This is a genomic window from Vibrio rarus, from assembly GCF_024347075.1.
Lineage (GTDB): Bacteria > Pseudomonadota > Gammaproteobacteria > Enterobacterales > Vibrionaceae > Vibrio > Vibrio rarus.
Window position 1 is genome coordinate 563583 of sequence record NZ_AP024900.1, and the last position, 17875, is coordinate 581457.

Here is a 17875-nt window from a genome sequence, read left to right on the forward strand (position 1 = left end):
TATTAACTGAATAAAAAGCTTACTATCTGTAATCGATGGTAAGCTTTTTTATTTTTTGATTAATATCACAGTGAGTAGCACACCGGATAAGAAGCTCATCATTATCATTAAGAACATAGCTCTATCACTGTTGCGATAGTGATGTTCTGAAAATGCGGTTACACGCCCTTTTTCAAAGGTAATTCGTACATAGCCGATAATGGAGTGTTGTGAGAATATAGGTTCAACCAACTGCTGCTTGCCTATACTTGCTGACGCAAGAGGAGTGTCCATACCTAGAGATTCGCGCACGGTTTTAGCATTATTGCTGGATGCTACTTTGATACCACTATTATTATATATAGTGGCATCAGTCACCAGAGTGTCACTAGCTAACTGGTTAGCGAGGTACCTGAGTTTTTCCTGATCTTTTACTTCGAGAAGATCACTGGCGCTCAAAGCTGCTTGTGAAACTAAAAGTCTGGTAAGGGTTTGCAACTGTTTTGTTTCTATCTGCTGGTTTCCTTGGCTTATGTGAACACTATTACGAACAATGGTGACTAGCATTAGAACTAATAATCCCACAAAGACAAGTTTTATAAACAAACGCAGAGAAAATAGAGATTCTTTCATTTATCTAAATGTCGTTAATGTATGCTATTGCATAGTGGGACTTGCACAAACAAATTGCAATAGGGTAAGTTGAAGGTAATGTTATTCTTATAATGGATTTTAAAGTTCATGGACGTTAAAAACTTACAACTATTACACCCTCTTACCTCAATCAGAGAGGAACAACTGGCCATTGCTTTTGTTGACTGCAATAGCCAACCTTTAACTGATTTGTTTCTCAACCACGACCAATTTGCCTGCTGGAATCTAGGGCGCTACCAAGTGTTACTGACCAGTAATGCGACCATAGACAAAATGAGAGCCACATTAATAGAAGCTCAGGTCGATTTCGCCTCAGTTAAAGCGTTACCTAATTTAAATAAGCCTGGCCTAGCATTATTTGATATGGATTCTACTTTAATCGAAATCGAATGTATTGATGAGATTGCTAAGTTGGCTGGTGTAGGAGAGGAAGTATCGGAAGTCACAGAACGTGCCATGCAAGGTGAACTGGATTTTGAGCAAAGTTTAAGACAACGTATATCTAAATTGGCCCATGCTGATGAGTGCATTTTGCAGCAAGTGCGTGATGAACTTCCTTTAATGGCTGAGGCGAAGCTGCTGGTTAAGGGATTGCAGCAGTGTGGCTGGAAAGTGGCTGTTGCATCGGGTGGTTTTACTTATTTCTCCAATCATTTAAAAGAGTTATTAGACTTAGATTATGCTCGCTCTAATCAATTAGAAATCATTGCGGGAAAATTAACGGGTAATGTATTGGGGGATGTGGTGTCAGCACAAACTAAGGCTGACATCTTAGAGCAGCTGCGCCTTGACTATCAGTTCGATACCAGTAACTGCATTGCCGTTGGTGATGGAGCAAATGATTTGCTAATGATGGCGACGGCAGGGCTAGGCATCGCTTATCATGCTAAACCTAAGGTGGTAGAACAAGCTCAAGCTGCGGTAAACTATGCCGACTTAGGTGGGGTGCTGTGTATTTTGTCAGCAAGCCTCGTTTTACACTCTCTAACAACAAAGAATAATTAATGGCAAAAGTTAAAACGGCTTATGTATGTAATGACTGCGGCGCAGATTTTCCTCGCTGGCAAGGTCAATGCAGTGCATGTGGCGCATGGAATACCGTTACTGAGGTTCGTTTAGCTGCGTCTCCACAAGTGGCCCGTAATGAGCGCTTGAGTGGTTACGCAGGTGCTGAACAATCAAAAGTTCAGATACTGGCGGATATTGATCTGCAAGATGTGCCGAGGTTTAGTACGACCTTTAAAGAGTTTGATCGAGTGTTAGGCGGGGGGATAGTACCGGGGGCTGCTATTTTGATTGGCGGTAGTCCTGGTGCGGGTAAGTCTACTGTATTACTACAAACCATGTGCCGTTTGGCGGCTGCAATGCCAACCTTATATGTCACTGGTGAAGAGTCATTACAACAAGTGGCGATGCGAGCCTCACGTTTGGGTTTGCCTAAAGATAACTTGAAAATGTTGTCAGAAACCAATGTCGATAAGATTTGTCAGGTTGCTGAAAAAGAACAACCGAAAATTATGGTTATCGACTCTATACAAGTGATGCACGTATCAGACGTGCAATCTTCTCCAGGTACGGTTGCCCAAGTTCGCGAATCTGCTACCACTTTAACGCGTTACGCCAAACAAAATAATGTCGCTGTATTCATTGTCGGCCATGTAACGAAAGATGGATCATTAGCCGGACCAAAAGTGCTGGAGCACATTATTGATTGCTCTGTTTTACTCGATGGCGGTGCCGATAGTCGCTTTAGAACGTTACGTAGCCATAAAAACCGTTTTGGTGCGGTAAATGAGCTGGGCGTATTTGCCATGACAGGACAGGGTTTAAAAGAAGTGTCTAATCCATCAGCCATCTTTTTGTCACGAGGTGAAGAACAAACCTCGGGCAGTTCGGTTATGGTCATTTGGGAAGGGACGCGTCCTTTACTCGTAGAAATTCAAGCGTTAGTTGACTATTCGCAACTGGCTAACCCTAGACGAGTGGCTGTGGGCCTTGAACAAAATCGCCTTTCTATGCTTCTTGCTGTATTGCACAAGCATGGGGGGATGCAGATGGCTGACCAAGACGTGTTTGTTAACGTGGTCGGCGGAGTCAAGGTTACAGAAACCAGTGCGGATTTAGCTTTATTGATGGCACTGTTATCAAGTTTTAGAGATAGAGCGTTGCCAAAAGATGTGGTGATTTTTGGTGAAGTCGGGCTAGCAGGGGAGATTCGTCCAGTTCCTAGTGGCCAAGAACGATTAAATGAAGCGTTTAAGCATGGTTTTACAAAAGCGATTGTGCCAAACGCCAATATGCCGAAAGGTGGTATTGCTGGTATGCAAATCCACGCGGTGAAAAATTTATCTGAAGCAATTCAGGCATTTGATGAAATGTAACTATAGACAAGTGAAATAATTATCCACCTTATGAACAAAGGCGCTTTTCACGAGCTTGATTCTCATCTATAGTTCCTTGATTGAAAATAAAAGGCGAAATTTTCGCTCAACAAGCACACAGAGCTATCAGTCTATGCAGATTGTGATATACTCTGCGCGCATTTTATATCCTATTGATAGAGTAAAACGATGACTGATTTATCAAAATACAGAAATATTGGTATTTTCGCGCACGTTGATGCGGGTAAAACCACGACAACTGAGCGTATCCTAAAGCTTACCGGCCAGATCCATAAAACTGGTGAAGTTCATGATGGTGAATCAACTACTGACTTCATGGAACAGGAAGCTGAGCGCGGTATTACTATCCAGTCTGCAGCAGTAAGCTGTTTTTGGAAAGGCCACCGTCTAAACGTTATCGATACTCCGGGACACGTTGACTTCACAGTTGAAGTTTATCGTTCTCTTAAAGTTCTTGATGGCGGTGTCGGCGTATTCTGTGGTTCTGGTGGTGTTGAGCCACAATCAGAAACTAACTGGCGTTACGCTAACGAATCAGAAGTATCTCGTCTGATCTTCGTTAATAAACTAGACCGTATGGGTGCTGATTTCTACAACGTTGTTGACCAAGTTAAAAACGTTCTAGGTGCTACTCCTCTAGTTATGGTTCTACCAATCGGCCGCGAAGATGACTTCGTGGGTGTTGTAGACCTTCTAAGCCGTAAAGCTTTTGTTTGGGATGACACTGGTCTTCCTGAAAACTACGAAGTTAAAGATGTTCCTGCGGACATGGTTGATGATGTAGAGCAATACCGTGAAGAGCTAATCGAAACTGCAGTAGAGCAAGACGATGAACTAATGATGGCATACATGGAAGGTGAAGAGCCTTCAATCGAAGACATCAAACGTTGTATCCGTAAAGGTACTCGTGATCTAGCGTTCTTCCCTACTTACTGTGGTTCTGCATTTAAGAACAAAGGCGTACAGCTTGTTCTTGATGCTGTTGTTGATTACCTACCTGCTCCAACAGAAGTTGATCCTCAACCTCTAATGGACGAAGAAGGTAACGAAACTGGCGATCACGCTATCGTATCTCCAGATGAAACATTTAAAGCGCTTGCATTCAAAATTATGGATGACCGCTTCGGTGCACTAACTTTCGTTCGTATTTACTCAGGTAAATTGAACAAAGGTGACACCATCTTGAACTCTTACACAGGTAAAACTGAGCGTGTTGGCCGTATGGTTGAGATGCAAGCTGATGACCGTAACGAACTAACTAGCGCACAAGCTGGTGACATCATTGCTATCGTTGGTATGAAGAATGTTCAAACTGGTCACACTCTATGTGATCCTAAAGACCAAGTTACTCTTGAGCCAATGGTATTCCCAACACCAGTAATCTCAATCGCTGTATCACCTAAAGATAAAGGCGGTTCTGAGAAAATGGGTATCGCTATCGGTAAAATGGTTGCAGAAGATCCATCTTTCCAAGTTGAAACTGACGAAGAAACTGGCGAAACCATCCTTAAAGGTATGGGTGAGCTTCACCTAGACATTAAAGTTGACATCCTTAAGCGTACTTACGGTGTTGACCTAACTGTTGGTGCTCCTCAGGTTGCTTACCGTGAAACTATCACTCAAGAAATTGAAGATAGCTACACGCATAAGAAACAATCTGGTGGTTCTGGTCAGTTCGGTAAGATCGACTACCGCATCAAACCAGGCGAAGCTGGTTCAGGTTTCTCGTTCAAATCAACAGTTGTTGGTGGTAACGTTCCTAAGGAATTCTGGCCTGCAGTTGAGAAAGGTTTTGCTGGCATGATGGAAAACGGTGTTTTAGCTGGTTTCCCAACTCTAGATGTTGAAGTTGAACTATTCGACGGTGGCTTCCACGCAGTGGATTCATCTGCAATCGCATTTGAAATCGCAGCGAAAGGCGCATTCCGTCAATCAATGCCTAAAGCCGGCGCACAACTTCTTGAGCCAATCATGCACGTTGACGTATTTACTCCAGACGATCACGTTGGTGATGTTATCGGTGACCTTAACCGTCGTCGTGGCATGATCAAAGATCAACAAGCTGGCGTAACAGGTGTTCGTATTAAAGCTGACGTACCTCTTTCTGAGATGTTCGGCTACATCGGTCACCTACGTACAATTACTTCAGGCCGTGGTCAGTTCTCTATGGAGTTCTCACACTACGCTGCTTGCCCAATGAACGTGGCAGAAGAAGTAATCGCAAAAGTTAAAGCTGAGAAAGATAACAAATAATTATTTGTATCTAACTCGCTAATAAAAAGCCCCGATAGTGAAAACTATCGGGGCTTTTTATTTTTAGTAGTCTAGACTTAGGAGATTAGGTGAAGGATTTTTGAACGTAATATAGATATATGGAACTAGCAATAAATAAGATAAAAAATAATCAGATAAATATAATTATGTTATTCATTCTTGTATTTATATCGACGGTATTAAACTTCAACTCACCATATTGGACTTCTTGTTATATTGCACTTTTGGAATTTATAATAATATTATTTATAGTAAGCAGAAATAATATTTCTTTTATAAGTAAACCTAAAAGTTTAGAGCATATATTGATAGTTTTGTTTATATTATGTTCACTAATTAGTACTCTATCTATTTTATTTTCAAATGCATCATCTACTATCCAATTTAGTTTTGGTTTAGCAAGATATATATTTTTATGTGTACATATTATATTCGGAGCATCTCTCTTTGCTATATACTCAAAAGGTGATGGTGTTAATAATATATTAAGAGTATTATCTTACTCACTTGTAATATATATATTGTATATTATCTATGATTATAGTGTGAATGATACCGAACATTTTAACTTTAATTCATTACCATTTGTCACAAATAGAAGGTATGTAGGGTATATGATAATGGCCATAGCTACATATTATATGGTGGCACTGTTTATAAATAAAATAACGATAGAAAGTAATGCTGAAAAGTATTCCATGTTTATTATTCACTGTTCATTTATTATTTGGCTTGGAGGACGAGCTGCAATTGTATCTCTAATGATTACATTTATATTTGTAATGATAATGTCTTTTATTATTAACGAATTTAGTATAAAGAAAGTAATTAACACACTTAGCCTAATGTTTTTATCTTGTTTAGTCTCTATACCATTTAGCATTTTTCCTTGGAATGGTATGAATAGACTGTTTTTTAATATGGAAACAAATCAAACCATGGAGCAGTTTGCTAACGGTCGATTTGAGCTATGGGTGGATACATGGGGTTTTATTATTAAACAACCTATGTTTGGTTATGGGGCTGATGCATATAGATTTACAGTAGAATCTGGACATTATCAACCTCATAATTTTGTTCTTCAAATACTTTTAGAGTTTGGTATTATCGGGGCAATGACTTTAGGCGGATTTTTTTTAATACTATTATTAAAGTCTATATACTTAATATGTAAGTACAAGCAGACAGATTTACTTATTTCAGTTTCAATAATTATGGCATTATTTGGCCATGCCATGTTAGATGGAACGCTTTATCATGCTCAACCTGTAATGTTATTATCGATATTATGCTCTTATCTTGCTTATAATCACATTGATAAAACTAAATGTTTTTATGTTAAGGAGTCGGCCAGAAATAATCCAAATTAACAATGAAGATATAATGCTAAAGTATCCATCAACGGCATAGTGCCAACCTAAATGAACAGAGCCAAATAAAATAATTAACGTGTATACCCACATAACCATTCCAAGTTTCTTGTTTATGGTAAAACAAGTAATAGCGATTACTGTCGCAATAGAGACGTGCATACTTGGAAATGCAGATATACCACTACCTAACTCTACTTTCCCACTTATATATATATCCCATATATAGTCCTGAACATAGAGGGCTGCGACACCAAAGTTGATGCCCTTTGACTTTAGAAATTCATCTTGTGCGTTAAGTCTATTCATTAAGTCGATATAAGTATTATCACCTATGCTTAACTGAGAATAAAAACAAGGTCCTGCGGATGAAAAGAAGATAGCAAAGATAATACCGTTAATTAACCAGCATAAATTAAATGTTAAAATAGATTGGTATTTAATATGGTTAGAGGAAAAAGCAACTAATATAAAGAATACCCATAGGACAAAGAACCAGAGATTATAGAGTACATTAATAATTAGCGTAGCATAGGGGGATGAAGCCAACCAATGAGTAATAACCCAAGGTTCAAAACCAAAGTGTATACTGTTATCAAGGTTGACAAAAAATGTATCCCAATCAAAGGGTTGTATCTGTGGGATATGGACTTTTATACTAGTATATAAACCAGTTGTTAGCATGAATAAAGTAATAAATATTAATGCATTAATAAGTCTACTTGATTTTATTATGTGTAAGTATCGATTAAAGATAAATCGAAGAGGTGATGATTCCCTTTTTATGGCACAAGATATAAAGGTAAAAGAAAAATCTATTACAAGCGTAAACAGTAAACCATTGAGTAAGGTGGATAGATACAAGTAGTAATCCACCTTAATGGTATTGGTATCGCTTTTGAATAGCAAGCCAATAGAAAGCAAAAAAAATACGTTGATAAAAACAACTTTAATCAACGTATTATGGCGACTGCTATTTTTCCCAGACAACAAATTGATCTTTTGGCCAATGTGAACCAATTTCATGGTATTTTTTCTCAAGAATATGTCGTTTAATTTTTAGGGTTGGAGTGAGGATTTCATTTTCAATGCTCCACGGTTCTTTAATTAACAATACACCTTTGATTTTTTCATGTCCTTCTAGCTTGCTGTTGATATGTTGAATTGCGTTATCAATACTTTTTTCATAACGCTCTTTATCAAAATTAGGAAAATCATGAGGGACAATAAGCAATATAGGTGCTGGCATACCTAAACCTACAAGGCACAACATTTCAACACGAGCGACCTCGATAATGGCTTTCTCTATAGGGACAGGAGCAACAAATTTGCCTTTTGCTGTTTTAAATGTGTCTTTCTTGCGCCCTTGAATAGTCAGAAAACCTTGTGCATCAATTGAGCCTATATCACCCGTATGCAGCCAGCCTTGTTCATTAAATGTTCGCGCAGTGGCTTCATCATTTTTGTAATACCCTGAAAACATCCCTTTACTGCGTACTAAAATCTCTTCGTCATTAGCTATTTTTAGTTCAATGCCAGGGCCTGCTTGCCCAACTGACCCTATTTTTGAAGGCTCAAACGGGTAATTCAAGGTGCTATAGGCAAAGGTTTCTGTCATCCCCCACGCCTCTGTAATATTGATCCCAACTTTATGATACCACTGTAAAGTAGCCGGACTTATTGGGGCTGAGCCACAACCAAGAACTCGCCCTTGATCTAACCCTAATCCCTCTATGATTTTTTTCTTGATGATAGAGTTTAGTATTGGGATTTTAAGTAAAAAATTGAGTTTTTTCGGAGGTAGCTTATCTTGAATACGTTGCTGAAATAGCGTCCATAAACGAGGAACCGAAATGAATAGGGTAGGACGATGCATTTTCACATCTTCAATAAAAGTATCTAGGGATTCAGGAAATGCAGTTTCTAACCCAGCTTGGATGGACGAGCCGAAGATATACACGCGTTCTGTAATATGCGCTAGAGGAAGATAAGAGAACATTCTATCCCCTGGTTGAATCCCTATATGGTCCACTAAGTTTTTAACAGACCAACTAAATGCACCATAAGTCAACATAGCGCCTTTGGGCACACCGGATGTGCCAGAGGTATAAACGATAGACATGAGTTTATCATCGTGATGCTGCAGTCGTTGTTGGTAGGTTGCAGAATCATGAATCAGTTGCGCAAATTTATGCTGGCACTGTGGGGCTGAATCGTATGGAAATGAAATGGTAATGAGTTCGGGAAGGCGCTGCATTGCTTCTGAGGTAGCATGTGCATCATCAAGCTTCCCTGCAATTAAAACCTTACTTTCACTATGGGTAAGACAGTACTCAATGGTATCGGCCCCCGCAGTTGGAAAAATAGGCACGCTAATAAAGTCACCTAGCATCAATGCTAAATCAGTAATAAACCACTCAACACAGTTCTTTGAGACAAAAGCAACTTTGTCCCTAGGTTGTAGCCCAAGATCGTATAAAGCACTGACAAATTTAAGAGCCATATCAGCAACTTCTGAATAAGTGTAAGTGACAAACTCTCGATCAATAATCTGTTTTAAATATATTTCATTAGGACGTTCTTGAGCCCATTTAAGGATGAGATCATTAGGGGGGGGCAGGGTGCAAGTTGGGTTAGTAAATTCCATTTTTGTGACTTCCTGTCAAATAATACTGTTTAAGAGTAATGCAGAGACAATTCTAGTTTAGATTCAGGGCGTTGCTACGGAAAATACTAAAAAAATAAAAATATACAAAAATGTCTTAATTGTAGAAATAATTAAATATATTGAAAACATAGTCGTGTACGACTAATTTTAATTGTAAGTTGGCGTTTACCTGATTGAATATGCTTACTTCAAGGAGGAGATAATGAAAAACATTTTATTTTTTTTTCGCTCAGAGGAAGGGCTGACCGTAGTCGAGTATGTTGTAGCTGCCGCTTTGCTTGTTGCCGCACTGGTGGCATTTTTCAGCTTTCAGGAGGAAGCTTTGAGTAAAAAACTCCAATCCAGCGTTGATAGCGTTAGTTAGGCTTATGCTTGTAACAAAAATGAAATATTTTTCACATAAAATGTTGCAAAATTGTAAGTATTGATTAATGATTAAACCGTCATCGCGGGTTAGATGATTTTATACTTTATGGAGAGATATATTATGGAAAATTTTTCAAGGAAAGTGACGTCTTTTTTCCAAGATGAAGAAGGTTTGACCGTTGTTGAGTACGTGCTAGGCGCAGCTTTAATGATAGCCGCTATGATTATAGTATTTGGTAATTTGGGGACGACTTTGCAAAGTAAGTTATCGACAGCAGTTGATAAGATTAGCTAGGTTTGAGTGAATAAGCATTTAGACGCCAACAAAGCCATGCCAAGAGGTGTGGCTTTTTAGTTTAAAACTGAGGTTATAATGTTGCCATTTTCCATTATTTCTTGGGGATTGCTATTCGCTATTGCTGTATCAGATGCAAAATCTCATAAGATACCCAATATATGTCTTTTATTACTTTTAGGCTATCAAACCCTATTATATATAAATATTGAACCAGGTTTGCTTATTTATGCGTTTTTAGCATTAGTGAGTGCATTTTTATTGGCTCTCTTATTATATTTTTTAAGGGTACTTTCTCCTGGAGATGTAAAACTTATTGGTGTAATCGGTTTTTTACTAGGTTTTGAACATCTGATTTTAGGAATTGCATGGATTGTGATTGGTTCTGGAATTACGGCTGTTTTCTATATATTTCATAATATTAGCTTCTTAGGGGTGAATAACCCACTCTATATTATCTCTAATAGAGAGTTGGTAACAGAAGCTAATTATGAACTGGGAAAAATGAACATCCCCCGTTATAAGAAAGCATTAACAATGCCATTTGCTCCAGGCGCAGTACTAGGCATTGCACTATATTCACACATGTTTGTTTAAGTTTTCATGGAGGAACACTTGAAAAATTTAACAGCGCAAGCAGATGCTCCCGTGATAGTGTCCAATTTTGATGGACTAGATGTTCCACAAGTTGTAATTGAAAATTTAATAGTGAAACATCTAGCCGCATACCCTAAATCAGACGTGCTGAAATTAGCTCGCTTGTTGGGTATTGTTACCCATTTGATTGAAGAGATACTGGCAGATTTGCGTAAAAAAGCAGTAGTGGAGGTCTTTCAGCCTGAATCTCAATCTATATTTTCCGAGTCATCGAAAAGTCATATAAGGTATGGTCTTTCTGAGCAGGGGCAAGCTCAAGCTGAAAATGCCTTTAAAAAAGACGCTTATATTGGCCCTGTTCCTGTATCTCTTCGTGTATACAATAAGATGGTTAAAGCTCAAGATCTCCGAGCAAACCTGATTTCTCGGCCTGATGTTGAGCGCGCCTTAAATGATGTTTATGGTGCGCAAAGGCTGGTACCAGTATTAGGTCCTGCGATTAATTCCGGAAGAGCATTGTTGCTATATGGGCATGCAGGTACAGGGAAAAGTTTTGTGGCTGCGAGAATTCTGAATGCTCTGCATACTTCGGTATATATACCATATGCTGTCTATGCTGCTGGTAATATAATTAAACTATTCTCACCTCAGCATCACAAGCCTGTCGATAGCAACCATAACCGAGAAGTGATTAGCCTTAAAAGTCATTACGACAAACGTTGGGTGTTGTGTGAACGTCCAAATGTTCAGGTGGGTGGTGAGTTAACCATGGATATGCTTGAGGTGAATCATACAGAGCATAATCGTATGTGGATAGCCCCGCTGCAAATGATAGCAAACAATGGCATTTTGGTTATTGATGATTTAGGGCGACAACCTATGCCAGTGGCAACGTTATTGAACCGCTGGATAGTACCTATGGAATACAATTATGATCACTTATCACTGCCTAATGGTCAGCAAATAACGATTCCTTTTGTCCTCACAATGGCCTTTTCTACGAATTTAAATCCACAAAAAATCGCCGATCCTGCCTTTTTAAGACGTTTAGGCTATAAGATTCAGTTTCAGCCATTGGTTGAAACTGATTATTTAAATTTGTGGTCAGACTTGTCTGTTGAAAAGGGGTTAGAGCTTGTACCTAGTGCCTTAGAATCGTTATTAAACCTACATAGTTTACATAAAGTGGGATACTTTCCTTGCCTGCCAAAAGATATTTTAGGGATAAGCCAAGATATTATTCAATTCGAAGAAATTGCACCTCGAGTAGACTCGACTATATTACAAAGAGCGTGGGATCTTTATTTCACTGCTGACGAACAGGGAGAATCAGCATCATGAGTAAGGGAACGATATTATTCTTATTAATTTTGTCAGTAGTATTTGGCTTAGGTGCAGTTATGGTCGCCAAACAGTGGATGGAAGGCCAAACTCAACCGCAAGTTAAAGTTGAAACAGTAGAAAGGACACCAACAGTTATTGCCGCTGTGGATATAGCCGAGGGCACGGTGATAGAGGAAAAACATCTGACGAAGAAACAACTCGAGTCAGCATGGCAAAACTCTAATCAAGTGAAAGATTATTCTGAACTTATAGGTATGGTTGCCAAATCCCCAGTGTTTCAAGGTGAATTAATTCATAAGTCTCACTTTGGTGGGCCTAACGAAGGTGCCAGCCTTGCGGTATTGATTCCAGAAAATAAACGAGCCATCACTATTCGTGTCAATGATGTGGTGGGGGTGGCTGGGTTTTTATTACCTGGAAATAAAGTGGATATCTTAAATACGGTAAACAATCGAACCAAAACCGTGTTAAAAAACATTCGAGTTTTAGCCGTAGATCAAACGGCTAAAACTAATGAAAACAAACCTATTATTGTACGAGCGGTGACTCTAGAGGTGACGCCTCGTGAAGCAGAAAAACTGCTGTCTGAAAATAGTCGAGGAGCAATACAGCTTGCACTTAGAAACCCACAAGCTATCGATCCACCCGTTAGAAAGTACGTAGCTCCTCCAAGTGTCACTATTATCAAGGGCACAAATCAATCTAACGTTCGCGTAAATAATTGAGGCTTATCATGAAACGGATTTTTGTAATATTTGCTTTGATTGCCTTGCTCGTTCCTTCGGTTCAAGCATCAACGCAATCCGGAAAGACAATAACTATACCTCATCACAAATCGACGCATGTGAAAATTTCGGGAAAGGCGAAAAAAGTCTCACTTGGGGATCCCGCAGTATTGGATATTGTGATGCTCAAGGCCGATGAGTTGTTTTTGATTGGCAAAAAATTAGGTTCAACCAATTTGTCAGCATGGGATGCTCAAGGGCGCTTAATTGAATCTTTAAATATTGAAGTTACCCACGACTTAAATAGTCTTAAATCAAAACTTTATGAATTTCTTCCTGAAGAAACTATTAAAGTGCATAGCGCTCAAGACAAGCTCATTCTCAGTGGTCTTGTGAGCAGTCAGGAAAAAATGAACATTGCTGTGAAAGTGGCACAAACCTTTTCTGGTGGGCAGGCAGTCAATGCTTCTGATGGCAATGCAGGGCAAGCAGAATCAGGTGTCATTAACTTAATGACTATAGGGGGGGCTCAGCAGGTAATGCTTGAGGTGACGGTTGCTGAGGTGCAACGTTCATTGGTTAGACGTTTTGATTCTAATTTTCGTTTCTTTCAGCAAAGTGGGGATTTCACTTGGGGCTTAACCAGTGCAGGTGGCGGAATAGGTGAGTCTGGAGGGAGTATTTTACCCATAATTGATGCTGTTGGTGCCAACGACTTTGGTTTACTTGGCGGATTGGTAGATAGCAATACATTGTTTACTTTTGCGTTAGATATAGCCAAGGAAAACGGTGTTGCCAAGGTATTAGCTGAGCCAAATTTAACCACCTTAAGTGGCTCTGAAGCGAAGTTTTTGGCTGGTGGAGAGTTTCCCATTCCTATTCCTAGTGATGATGGCATTGGCATTGAGTATAAAGAATATGGTGTCAGTGTGCATTTCACTCCTGTTGTATTGAGTGATCAAAAAATCAATCTAGAACTTGCCGTTGATGTTAGTGAAGTGGCCGCTTCAGGGGCTTTATCATATAACCCAGGAGAAGTGAATGCTGCTTATATAGTACCGCCTCTAACCAAGCGTAGTGCTTCTTCTACAATAGAATTGGCGGATGGTCAAACCATAGGTATTGCCGGTTTACTTAATGAAAATAGCCGTGATGTGGTTAATGAAATGCCAGGTATTGGGGATGTGCCCGTATTAGGTAACTTATTTAAAAGTAAGCAATATGTTTCTGGTGAAACTGAGTTGGTTATCTTAGTAACCCCAAGGCTCGCTAAGCCAGTAGATAGAGACAAAATTGCCCTGCCAACAGACGCTTTCGTTGAGCCAACGGATATGGAGTTTTACTTGATAGGTAAATCCTCATATATAGATAATGAAAGAGTAAAGCCAAAACAGCCACAAAATTCAACAGAACGTGTACAGGCACCTGTAGGTGCAGGTGGTTCAGAAGGTCAGTTTGGACATTCCTTATAAGCGCAAGGAGCAAATTATGAACATTAAAGTATGCTTAGTTTTGTTGTCTACCTTTGGCTTGGTTGCTTGTTCTAACAATCAACCACTAGGTACTGCGATGACCCTAGTTAAAAATGAACAAATATATAACCCTCAGGCAACCGAGGAAAATAAAGGGGTGATTCCTGAGGGCAGTGGCGAACGTTCGCAGTCTGCAATTAAGGGCTATAATAAAGGAAGCAGTAAAGACATCTCTATTACAGGTTTTAACCTATAGAGTCAGTATTCAGGGGGTTCGTATGCAAGGATGCAATAGGAACAGACAAAAGCAATCTGGTCTTGTCATTATCATTTTCACCATAGCCTTAACTGTTTTGTTAGGTTTTGCTGCATTAGCTATTGATATGAACCACGTTGTTTTAAATAAAGCACGCTTGCAAAATAGTGTGGATGCAGCCGCGTTGGCCGCAGCTGTTGTGGCAGATGCAGGTAGTGATACTAAAGATATTGCAAACGCCACACTGGATGCTTTGAAAACGTATGCTTCTTCTTCAGGGAACTCTGAAATAGAAGTGACGCAAAATAAACAGTTTTCAAGTACCGGTGCGTCACTATCTTTGCCTTTATCTGATAGCGCTACATTATCTATTCAATTTTCAAATGATCCCACCGTGTTTCCTCAAGCTTCATTTTCTTTAAACGGCGCTGGTGGTGAAGCCAATGATATCTATATCCGAGTACAAGTTTCAGGTGTTGAACTGCAAGGTTTCTTTGTCAGTTTATTTGGCATCGAAAAGTCTGTATCAGCAAGTGCGGTAGCCGGTCCAAGCTCCTCGGTGGAGGAGTTATGTAACTTGGTGCCAATGGCAGCCTGCGCCATTAATAATAGCGATGATAAATTTGGTGGTTATAAAGAAGGTCAGCTACAAACGCTAAAGTCCTCTGATTGGAAAAAAAGCGAACTAGGCTCCCCTGGGAATTTTGGCTTACTGAATTTTGGCGATAATGGAAAAGGCGACATTGATGAGCAATTGGCAGGGGGCTACGAAGGTTGCTTAGAAGATGGTATTGCTCATGGTGCAACCGGTAATAAAGTGGGCGTTGTTAAAAATGGTCTAAATACTCGGTTTGGTGATTCAAGTAGCTCTGAATACCCCCCTGATATCTTAACCACCAGTGGGGAAGTGACTACTGATGATGCGGATAATGTGTTGTCCTCTACGTTCACTTATAGTGATTATGTTACCGAAACATCAAGTGCTAATTTTGAACCTGTGGAGGGGGGGGAAGCAGGAAGGAGAATGTTACAGATTCCTATTATTGATTGTGAAAATGGTATAGGTAATGGTAACAATTATGAGGCTCCGGTAGTTACGATAGGGTGTTTTTTTCTTACATCTAAAGCCCCTCAAAGTAATGGTAATGATGATCAAATCATCTATGGAGAGTTTGTTTCTGGTTGCAGAGTTAATAATGCTTCATTTGGATTAACCCCCAGCAATACAGGAGCTTATAAAATACAGTTGTACCAAGATCCCAATAGCGAAGGAGTGTAGTTATGATTTCCTTGCGTAAAAGTAAAGGGTTAGCCGCTATAGAAATGTTGATTGTTTTGCCTGTATTGCTGCTGTTACTAGGGGCGATTGTAGAAATAGGTAGAATGTTTATACATTACACGACCTTAAATAAAGCATTGCAAAATGGGGCTCGCTCAGCGGTATCTGAAACATATGGAACGGAGAGATTAAGTGCGATTGCCAGTGACGACGACATTCAACATATCGTAGTGTATGGCAACACAATGAGCGCAACGGAGACAACCTTACCAGGTTTGAAAACCTCTGATATTAGCATAGCGACAACAGCGGATTACGTCACAGTATCGGCAAATTATAATTACTCCCCTATATTTACTACTATCCCAATTATTGGCGGTGCATTTAATGTAACGATGAAAGCTTCATCAATTATGAGAACATCGCCATGATGGGGAAATCGAGGTATGTAAAAGGACTCTCTATTATTGAGTTTACGATAGTCTCGACAGTTTTACTTTTGTTGCTGTTTGGCATCTTAGAACTATCGCGTTTTGTCTTTTCGTTGCAAATGCTTAATGAAGTGACAAGAAAAGCGGCAAGGTTAGCCGCTGTATGTGAAGTTGAGCAAGGGAGTGTTATTCCAAGTTTATCCTCAATTACATCAGTTGCTCCTGATGGTTATAAAGAGAACATGTTAAAAATTGACTATTTGGACCAGCAAGGGAACGTTATCTATTCAGGTACTGGAGCAATTACAAATGATGAGTTCCTCGATATAAAGTTTATCCGAGCAAAAATAGAAGGGTTTAATTTTGGCTTCTCATTATTGCCTAGCCTTCTAACGGATAGTGTCAGTATTCCAAGTTTTGAAACTATTTTGCCAGCAGAAAGTTTAGGGATTTATAGGCCAGAGAGTGATGGTAGCGTGCCAAGCAGTCCTAACTGCAAGTAGTAAAATCAAAACATAATTAGGAACAGGGAAGTATGAGCGAAGTAGTGCAAATGAATGCAGAAGACAATTTTAGATTAACGCTCAAAAGTCAGGTAGCGGTATGGCTGATTTATTCGAGTGATGGTTTTAAATTACACATGGAGTCAGAGTTAAAAAAGTGTACTAATGTGTCGGTTGATTTGATTCCGCTGTCTGATTTTTCTTCACATACCATCAAAGATAAACCTGCCCCTGATCTTATTTTTATTCAGGCTGGTGGTGATTGGTCGAAAAAACTCAGCGAACTGTATGCCAATAGCGTTGTTTTACAAAATAGTAACTCTTCTTTAGTGGTTTTTGGCGATGAAAGTAATAACTTTGATTTAAAAGTAGCGTTAAGAATTGGCGCGTCAGATTTTTTGTCAGAATCCATACACCTGCAAGGTATCGCATCAATTCTTACTGCTGTCTCTGAAGAGAAATTAGCCAGTTTAGACTTAGCTGAGTTGCATGTTTTTGTGAATAGCAAAGGGGGAAGTGGCGCCTCTACGGTATCTATGAATACAGCCATTGAACTGTCAAAGAACCCAGCAAATAAAGTTCTGTATTTAGATTTAGATGTTCAATTTGGGGCGATTCAAGATTACTTAGATTTAAAACCTCAATATGGCTTACACGATATTATAGATGCCGCTTCAGACTTGGATGAGATATCGTTACAAACTTTGGTTTCTAGTCACTCTTCAGGTTTGTTTTTTCTTAACTTTCAGCAAATGCATCCCATAGAGAATGAACTGAAAGCTCGAAGTTTGCATACCATTATCCCATTACTTAGAGAGCACTATACACATATAGTGGCTGATTTATCTCGGGGCATTGAAGCCAACTATAGCTCGTTAATTTCCCAGGCGACGAAAGTGTTTTTTATCGCTCAGCAAAACTACGTTTCCATCAAAAATACCAACGATATGCTTGGTGTTGTGGAGTTAGAGTTTGGTTTATCTAAAGAGCAAGTCGAAGTTGTAGTTAATCGATACGACAAGAAACAGCATTTAAAAATAACCGATATAGAAGAGGCGTTAGGTGCTATACGAGTCCATGTTTTTCCAAATGATTATAAAGTCGTTAATGAAAGTTCAAATTTAGGGAAACCTTTCTCTTTGAGTAAAAAGAAATCACCTGTTAGTGAAGCGGTGACAAGACTCGCGTCATCTATTACTCCTCTACCAGAAGAGAAAAAAGGTTGGTTGGGTAAAATTTTTGGATGATTACAGGGTGAGT

18 protein-coding genes are annotated in these 17875 nt (G+C 39.3%); 15 read left to right on the top strand and 3 right to left on the bottom strand.

Annotated elements, in window-relative coordinates:
- Positions 1-48: 48 nt before the first annotated feature.
- A complete protein-coding gene (locus tag OCU56_RS02665; RefSeq protein ID WP_261874031.1) occupies positions 49-612 on the bottom strand; it encodes a YtjB family periplasmic protein in 564 nt (187 codons plus the stop codon).
- Between the two features lie 108 nt (positions 613-720).
- Here OCU56_RS02665 and serB point away from each other — a divergent pair, with 108 nt between their 5' ends.
- The 4 genes from serB to OCU56_RS02685 all read left to right on the top strand — a co-directional run bounded on the left by serB (position 721) and on the right by OCU56_RS02685 (position 6679).
- Positions 721-1638: a phosphoserine phosphatase SerB gene (gene serB, locus OCU56_RS02670; RefSeq protein ID WP_261874032.1), complete on the top strand. Its 918-nt coding sequence runs from the start codon at positions 721-723 to the stop codon at positions 1636-1638.
- On the top strand, positions 1638-3014 hold the full coding sequence (gene radA / locus OCU56_RS02675; protein ID WP_261874033.1) for a DNA repair protein RadA: 1377 nt from the start codon (positions 1638-1640) through the stop codon (positions 3012-3014). Before serB ends, radA begins: the two co-directional genes overlap by 1 nt.
- 189 nt (positions 3015-3203) lie before the next feature.
- Positions 3204-5288 carry an elongation factor G gene (fusA, locus tag OCU56_RS02680; RefSeq protein ID WP_261874034.1) on the top strand — a complete coding sequence of 695 codons (2085 nt, stop codon included), beginning with the start codon at positions 3204-3206 and terminating at the stop codon, positions 5286-5288.
- 641 nt (positions 5289-5929) lie between these two features.
- On the top strand, positions 5930-6679 hold the full coding sequence (locus OCU56_RS02685; protein WP_261874035.1) for an O-antigen ligase family protein: 750 nt from the start codon (positions 5930-5932) through the stop codon (positions 6677-6679).
- Here OCU56_RS02685 and OCU56_RS02690 read toward each other — a convergent pair.
- Positions 6596-7669: a phosphatase PAP2 family protein gene (locus tag OCU56_RS02690; RefSeq protein WP_261874036.1), complete on the bottom strand. Its 1074-nt coding sequence runs from the start codon at positions 7667-7669 to the stop codon at positions 6596-6598. The genes OCU56_RS02685 and OCU56_RS02690 overlap by 84 nt on opposite strands.
- The gene (locus OCU56_RS02695) at positions 7653-9326 is read right to left on the bottom strand and encodes an AMP-binding protein (protein ID WP_261874037.1); all 1674 of its coding nucleotides are present in this window, start codon (positions 9324-9326) and stop codon (positions 7653-7655) included. Before OCU56_RS02695 ends, OCU56_RS02690 begins: the two co-directional genes overlap by 17 nt.
- A 223-nt stretch (positions 9327-9549) precedes the next feature.
- Between OCU56_RS02695 and OCU56_RS02700 the strand changes: the two genes are divergently transcribed.
- From OCU56_RS02700 to OCU56_RS02750, 11 genes are all read left to right on the top strand, one after another.
- Entirely contained in the window at positions 9550-9711 is a 162-nt protein-coding gene (locus OCU56_RS02700; protein WP_261874038.1) for a Flp family type IVb pilin, read from the top strand.
- Positions 9712-9834: 123 nt separating this feature from the next.
- Positions 9835-10008: a Flp family type IVb pilin gene (locus OCU56_RS02705; protein ID WP_261874039.1), complete on the top strand. Its 174-nt coding sequence runs from the start codon at positions 9835-9837 to the stop codon at positions 10006-10008.
- Positions 10009-10086: 78 nt separating this feature from the next.
- Positions 10087-10605, top strand: coding sequence for a prepilin peptidase (locus tag OCU56_RS02710; protein WP_261874040.1), 519 nt, complete (start codon positions 10087-10089; stop codon positions 10603-10605).
- A gap of 6 nt (positions 10606-10611) precedes the next feature.
- On the top strand, positions 10612-11946 hold the full coding sequence (locus OCU56_RS02715; protein ID WP_261874041.1) for a P-loop NTPase family protein: 1335 nt from the start codon (positions 10612-10614) through the stop codon (positions 11944-11946).
- Positions 11943-12674: a Flp pilus assembly protein CpaB gene (gene cpaB, locus OCU56_RS02720; RefSeq protein ID WP_261874042.1), complete on the top strand. Its 732-nt coding sequence runs from the start codon at positions 11943-11945 to the stop codon at positions 12672-12674. Before OCU56_RS02715 ends, cpaB begins: the two co-directional genes overlap by 4 nt.
- Before the next feature lie 8 nt (positions 12675-12682).
- Positions 12683-14146 carry a type II and III secretion system protein family protein gene (locus tag OCU56_RS02725; RefSeq protein ID WP_261874043.1) on the top strand — a complete coding sequence of 488 codons (1464 nt, stop codon included), beginning with the start codon at positions 12683-12685 and terminating at the stop codon, positions 14144-14146.
- 16 nt (positions 14147-14162) lie between these two features.
- Entirely contained in the window at positions 14163-14402 is a 240-nt protein-coding gene (locus tag OCU56_RS02730; protein WP_261874044.1) for a hypothetical protein, read from the top strand.
- Between the two features lie 22 nt (positions 14403-14424).
- Entirely contained in the window at positions 14425-15681 is a 1257-nt protein-coding gene (locus tag OCU56_RS02735; RefSeq protein WP_261874045.1) for a Tad domain-containing protein, read from the top strand.
- Positions 15682-15683: 2 nt separating this feature from the next.
- Entirely contained in the window at positions 15684-16112 is a 429-nt protein-coding gene (locus OCU56_RS02740) for a TadE/TadG family type IV pilus assembly protein (protein WP_261874046.1), read from the top strand.
- Positions 16109-16615, top strand: a complete 507-nt coding sequence (locus OCU56_RS02745) for a TadE/TadG family type IV pilus assembly protein (RefSeq protein ID WP_261874047.1) — start codon at positions 16109-16111, stop codon at positions 16613-16615. The genes OCU56_RS02740 and OCU56_RS02745 overlap by 4 nt, the downstream gene beginning before the upstream one ends.
- A 32-nt stretch (positions 16616-16647) precedes the next feature.
- The gene (locus OCU56_RS02750; RefSeq protein WP_261874048.1) at positions 16648-17862 is read left to right on the top strand and encodes an AAA family ATPase; all 1215 of its coding nucleotides are present in this window, start codon (positions 16648-16650) and stop codon (positions 17860-17862) included.
- The last annotated feature ends 13 nt before the right edge of the window (positions 17863-17875 follow it).

Coding starts and splice junctions, on each gene's coding strand:
- OCU56_RS02665 (WP_261874031.1), bottom strand. CDS start 612: ATGAAAGAATCTCTATTTTCTCTGCGTTTGTTTATAAAACTTGTCTTT.
- serB (WP_261874032.1), top strand. CDS start 721: ATGGACGTTAAAAACTTACAACTATTACACCCTCTTACCTCAATCAGA.
- radA (WP_261874033.1), top strand. CDS start 1,638: ATGGCAAAAGTTAAAACGGCTTATGTATGTAATGACTGCGGCGCAGAT.
- fusA (WP_261874034.1), top strand. CDS start 3,204: ATGACTGATTTATCAAAATACAGAAATATTGGTATTTTCGCGCACGTT.
- OCU56_RS02685 (WP_261874035.1), top strand. CDS start 5,930: ATGGCCATAGCTACATATTATATGGTGGCACTGTTTATAAATAAAATA.
- OCU56_RS02695 (WP_261874037.1), bottom strand. CDS start 9,326: ATGGAATTTACTAACCCAACTTGCACCCTGCCCCCCCCTAATGATCTC.
- OCU56_RS02700 (WP_261874038.1), top strand. CDS start 9,550: ATGAAAAACATTTTATTTTTTTTTCGCTCAGAGGAAGGGCTGACCGTA.
- OCU56_RS02705 (WP_261874039.1), top strand. CDS start 9,835: ATGGAAAATTTTTCAAGGAAAGTGACGTCTTTTTTCCAAGATGAAGAA.
- OCU56_RS02710 (WP_261874040.1), top strand. CDS start 10,087: ATGTTGCCATTTTCCATTATTTCTTGGGGATTGCTATTCGCTATTGCT.
- OCU56_RS02715 (WP_261874041.1), top strand. CDS start 10,612: ATGGAGGAACACTTGAAAAATTTAACAGCGCAAGCAGATGCTCCCGTG.
- cpaB (WP_261874042.1), top strand. CDS start 11,943: ATGAGTAAGGGAACGATATTATTCTTATTAATTTTGTCAGTAGTATTT.
- OCU56_RS02725 (WP_261874043.1), top strand. CDS start 12,683: ATGAAACGGATTTTTGTAATATTTGCTTTGATTGCCTTGCTCGTTCCT.
- OCU56_RS02730 (WP_261874044.1), top strand. CDS start 14,163: ATGAACATTAAAGTATGCTTAGTTTTGTTGTCTACCTTTGGCTTGGTT.
- OCU56_RS02735 (WP_261874045.1), top strand. CDS start 14,425: ATGCAAGGATGCAATAGGAACAGACAAAAGCAATCTGGTCTTGTCATT.
- OCU56_RS02740 (WP_261874046.1), top strand. CDS start 15,684: ATGATTTCCTTGCGTAAAAGTAAAGGGTTAGCCGCTATAGAAATGTTG.
- OCU56_RS02745 (WP_261874047.1), top strand. CDS start 16,109: ATGATGGGGAAATCGAGGTATGTAAAAGGACTCTCTATTATTGAGTTT.
- OCU56_RS02750 (WP_261874048.1), top strand. CDS start 16,648: ATGAGCGAAGTAGTGCAAATGAATGCAGAAGACAATTTTAGATTAACG.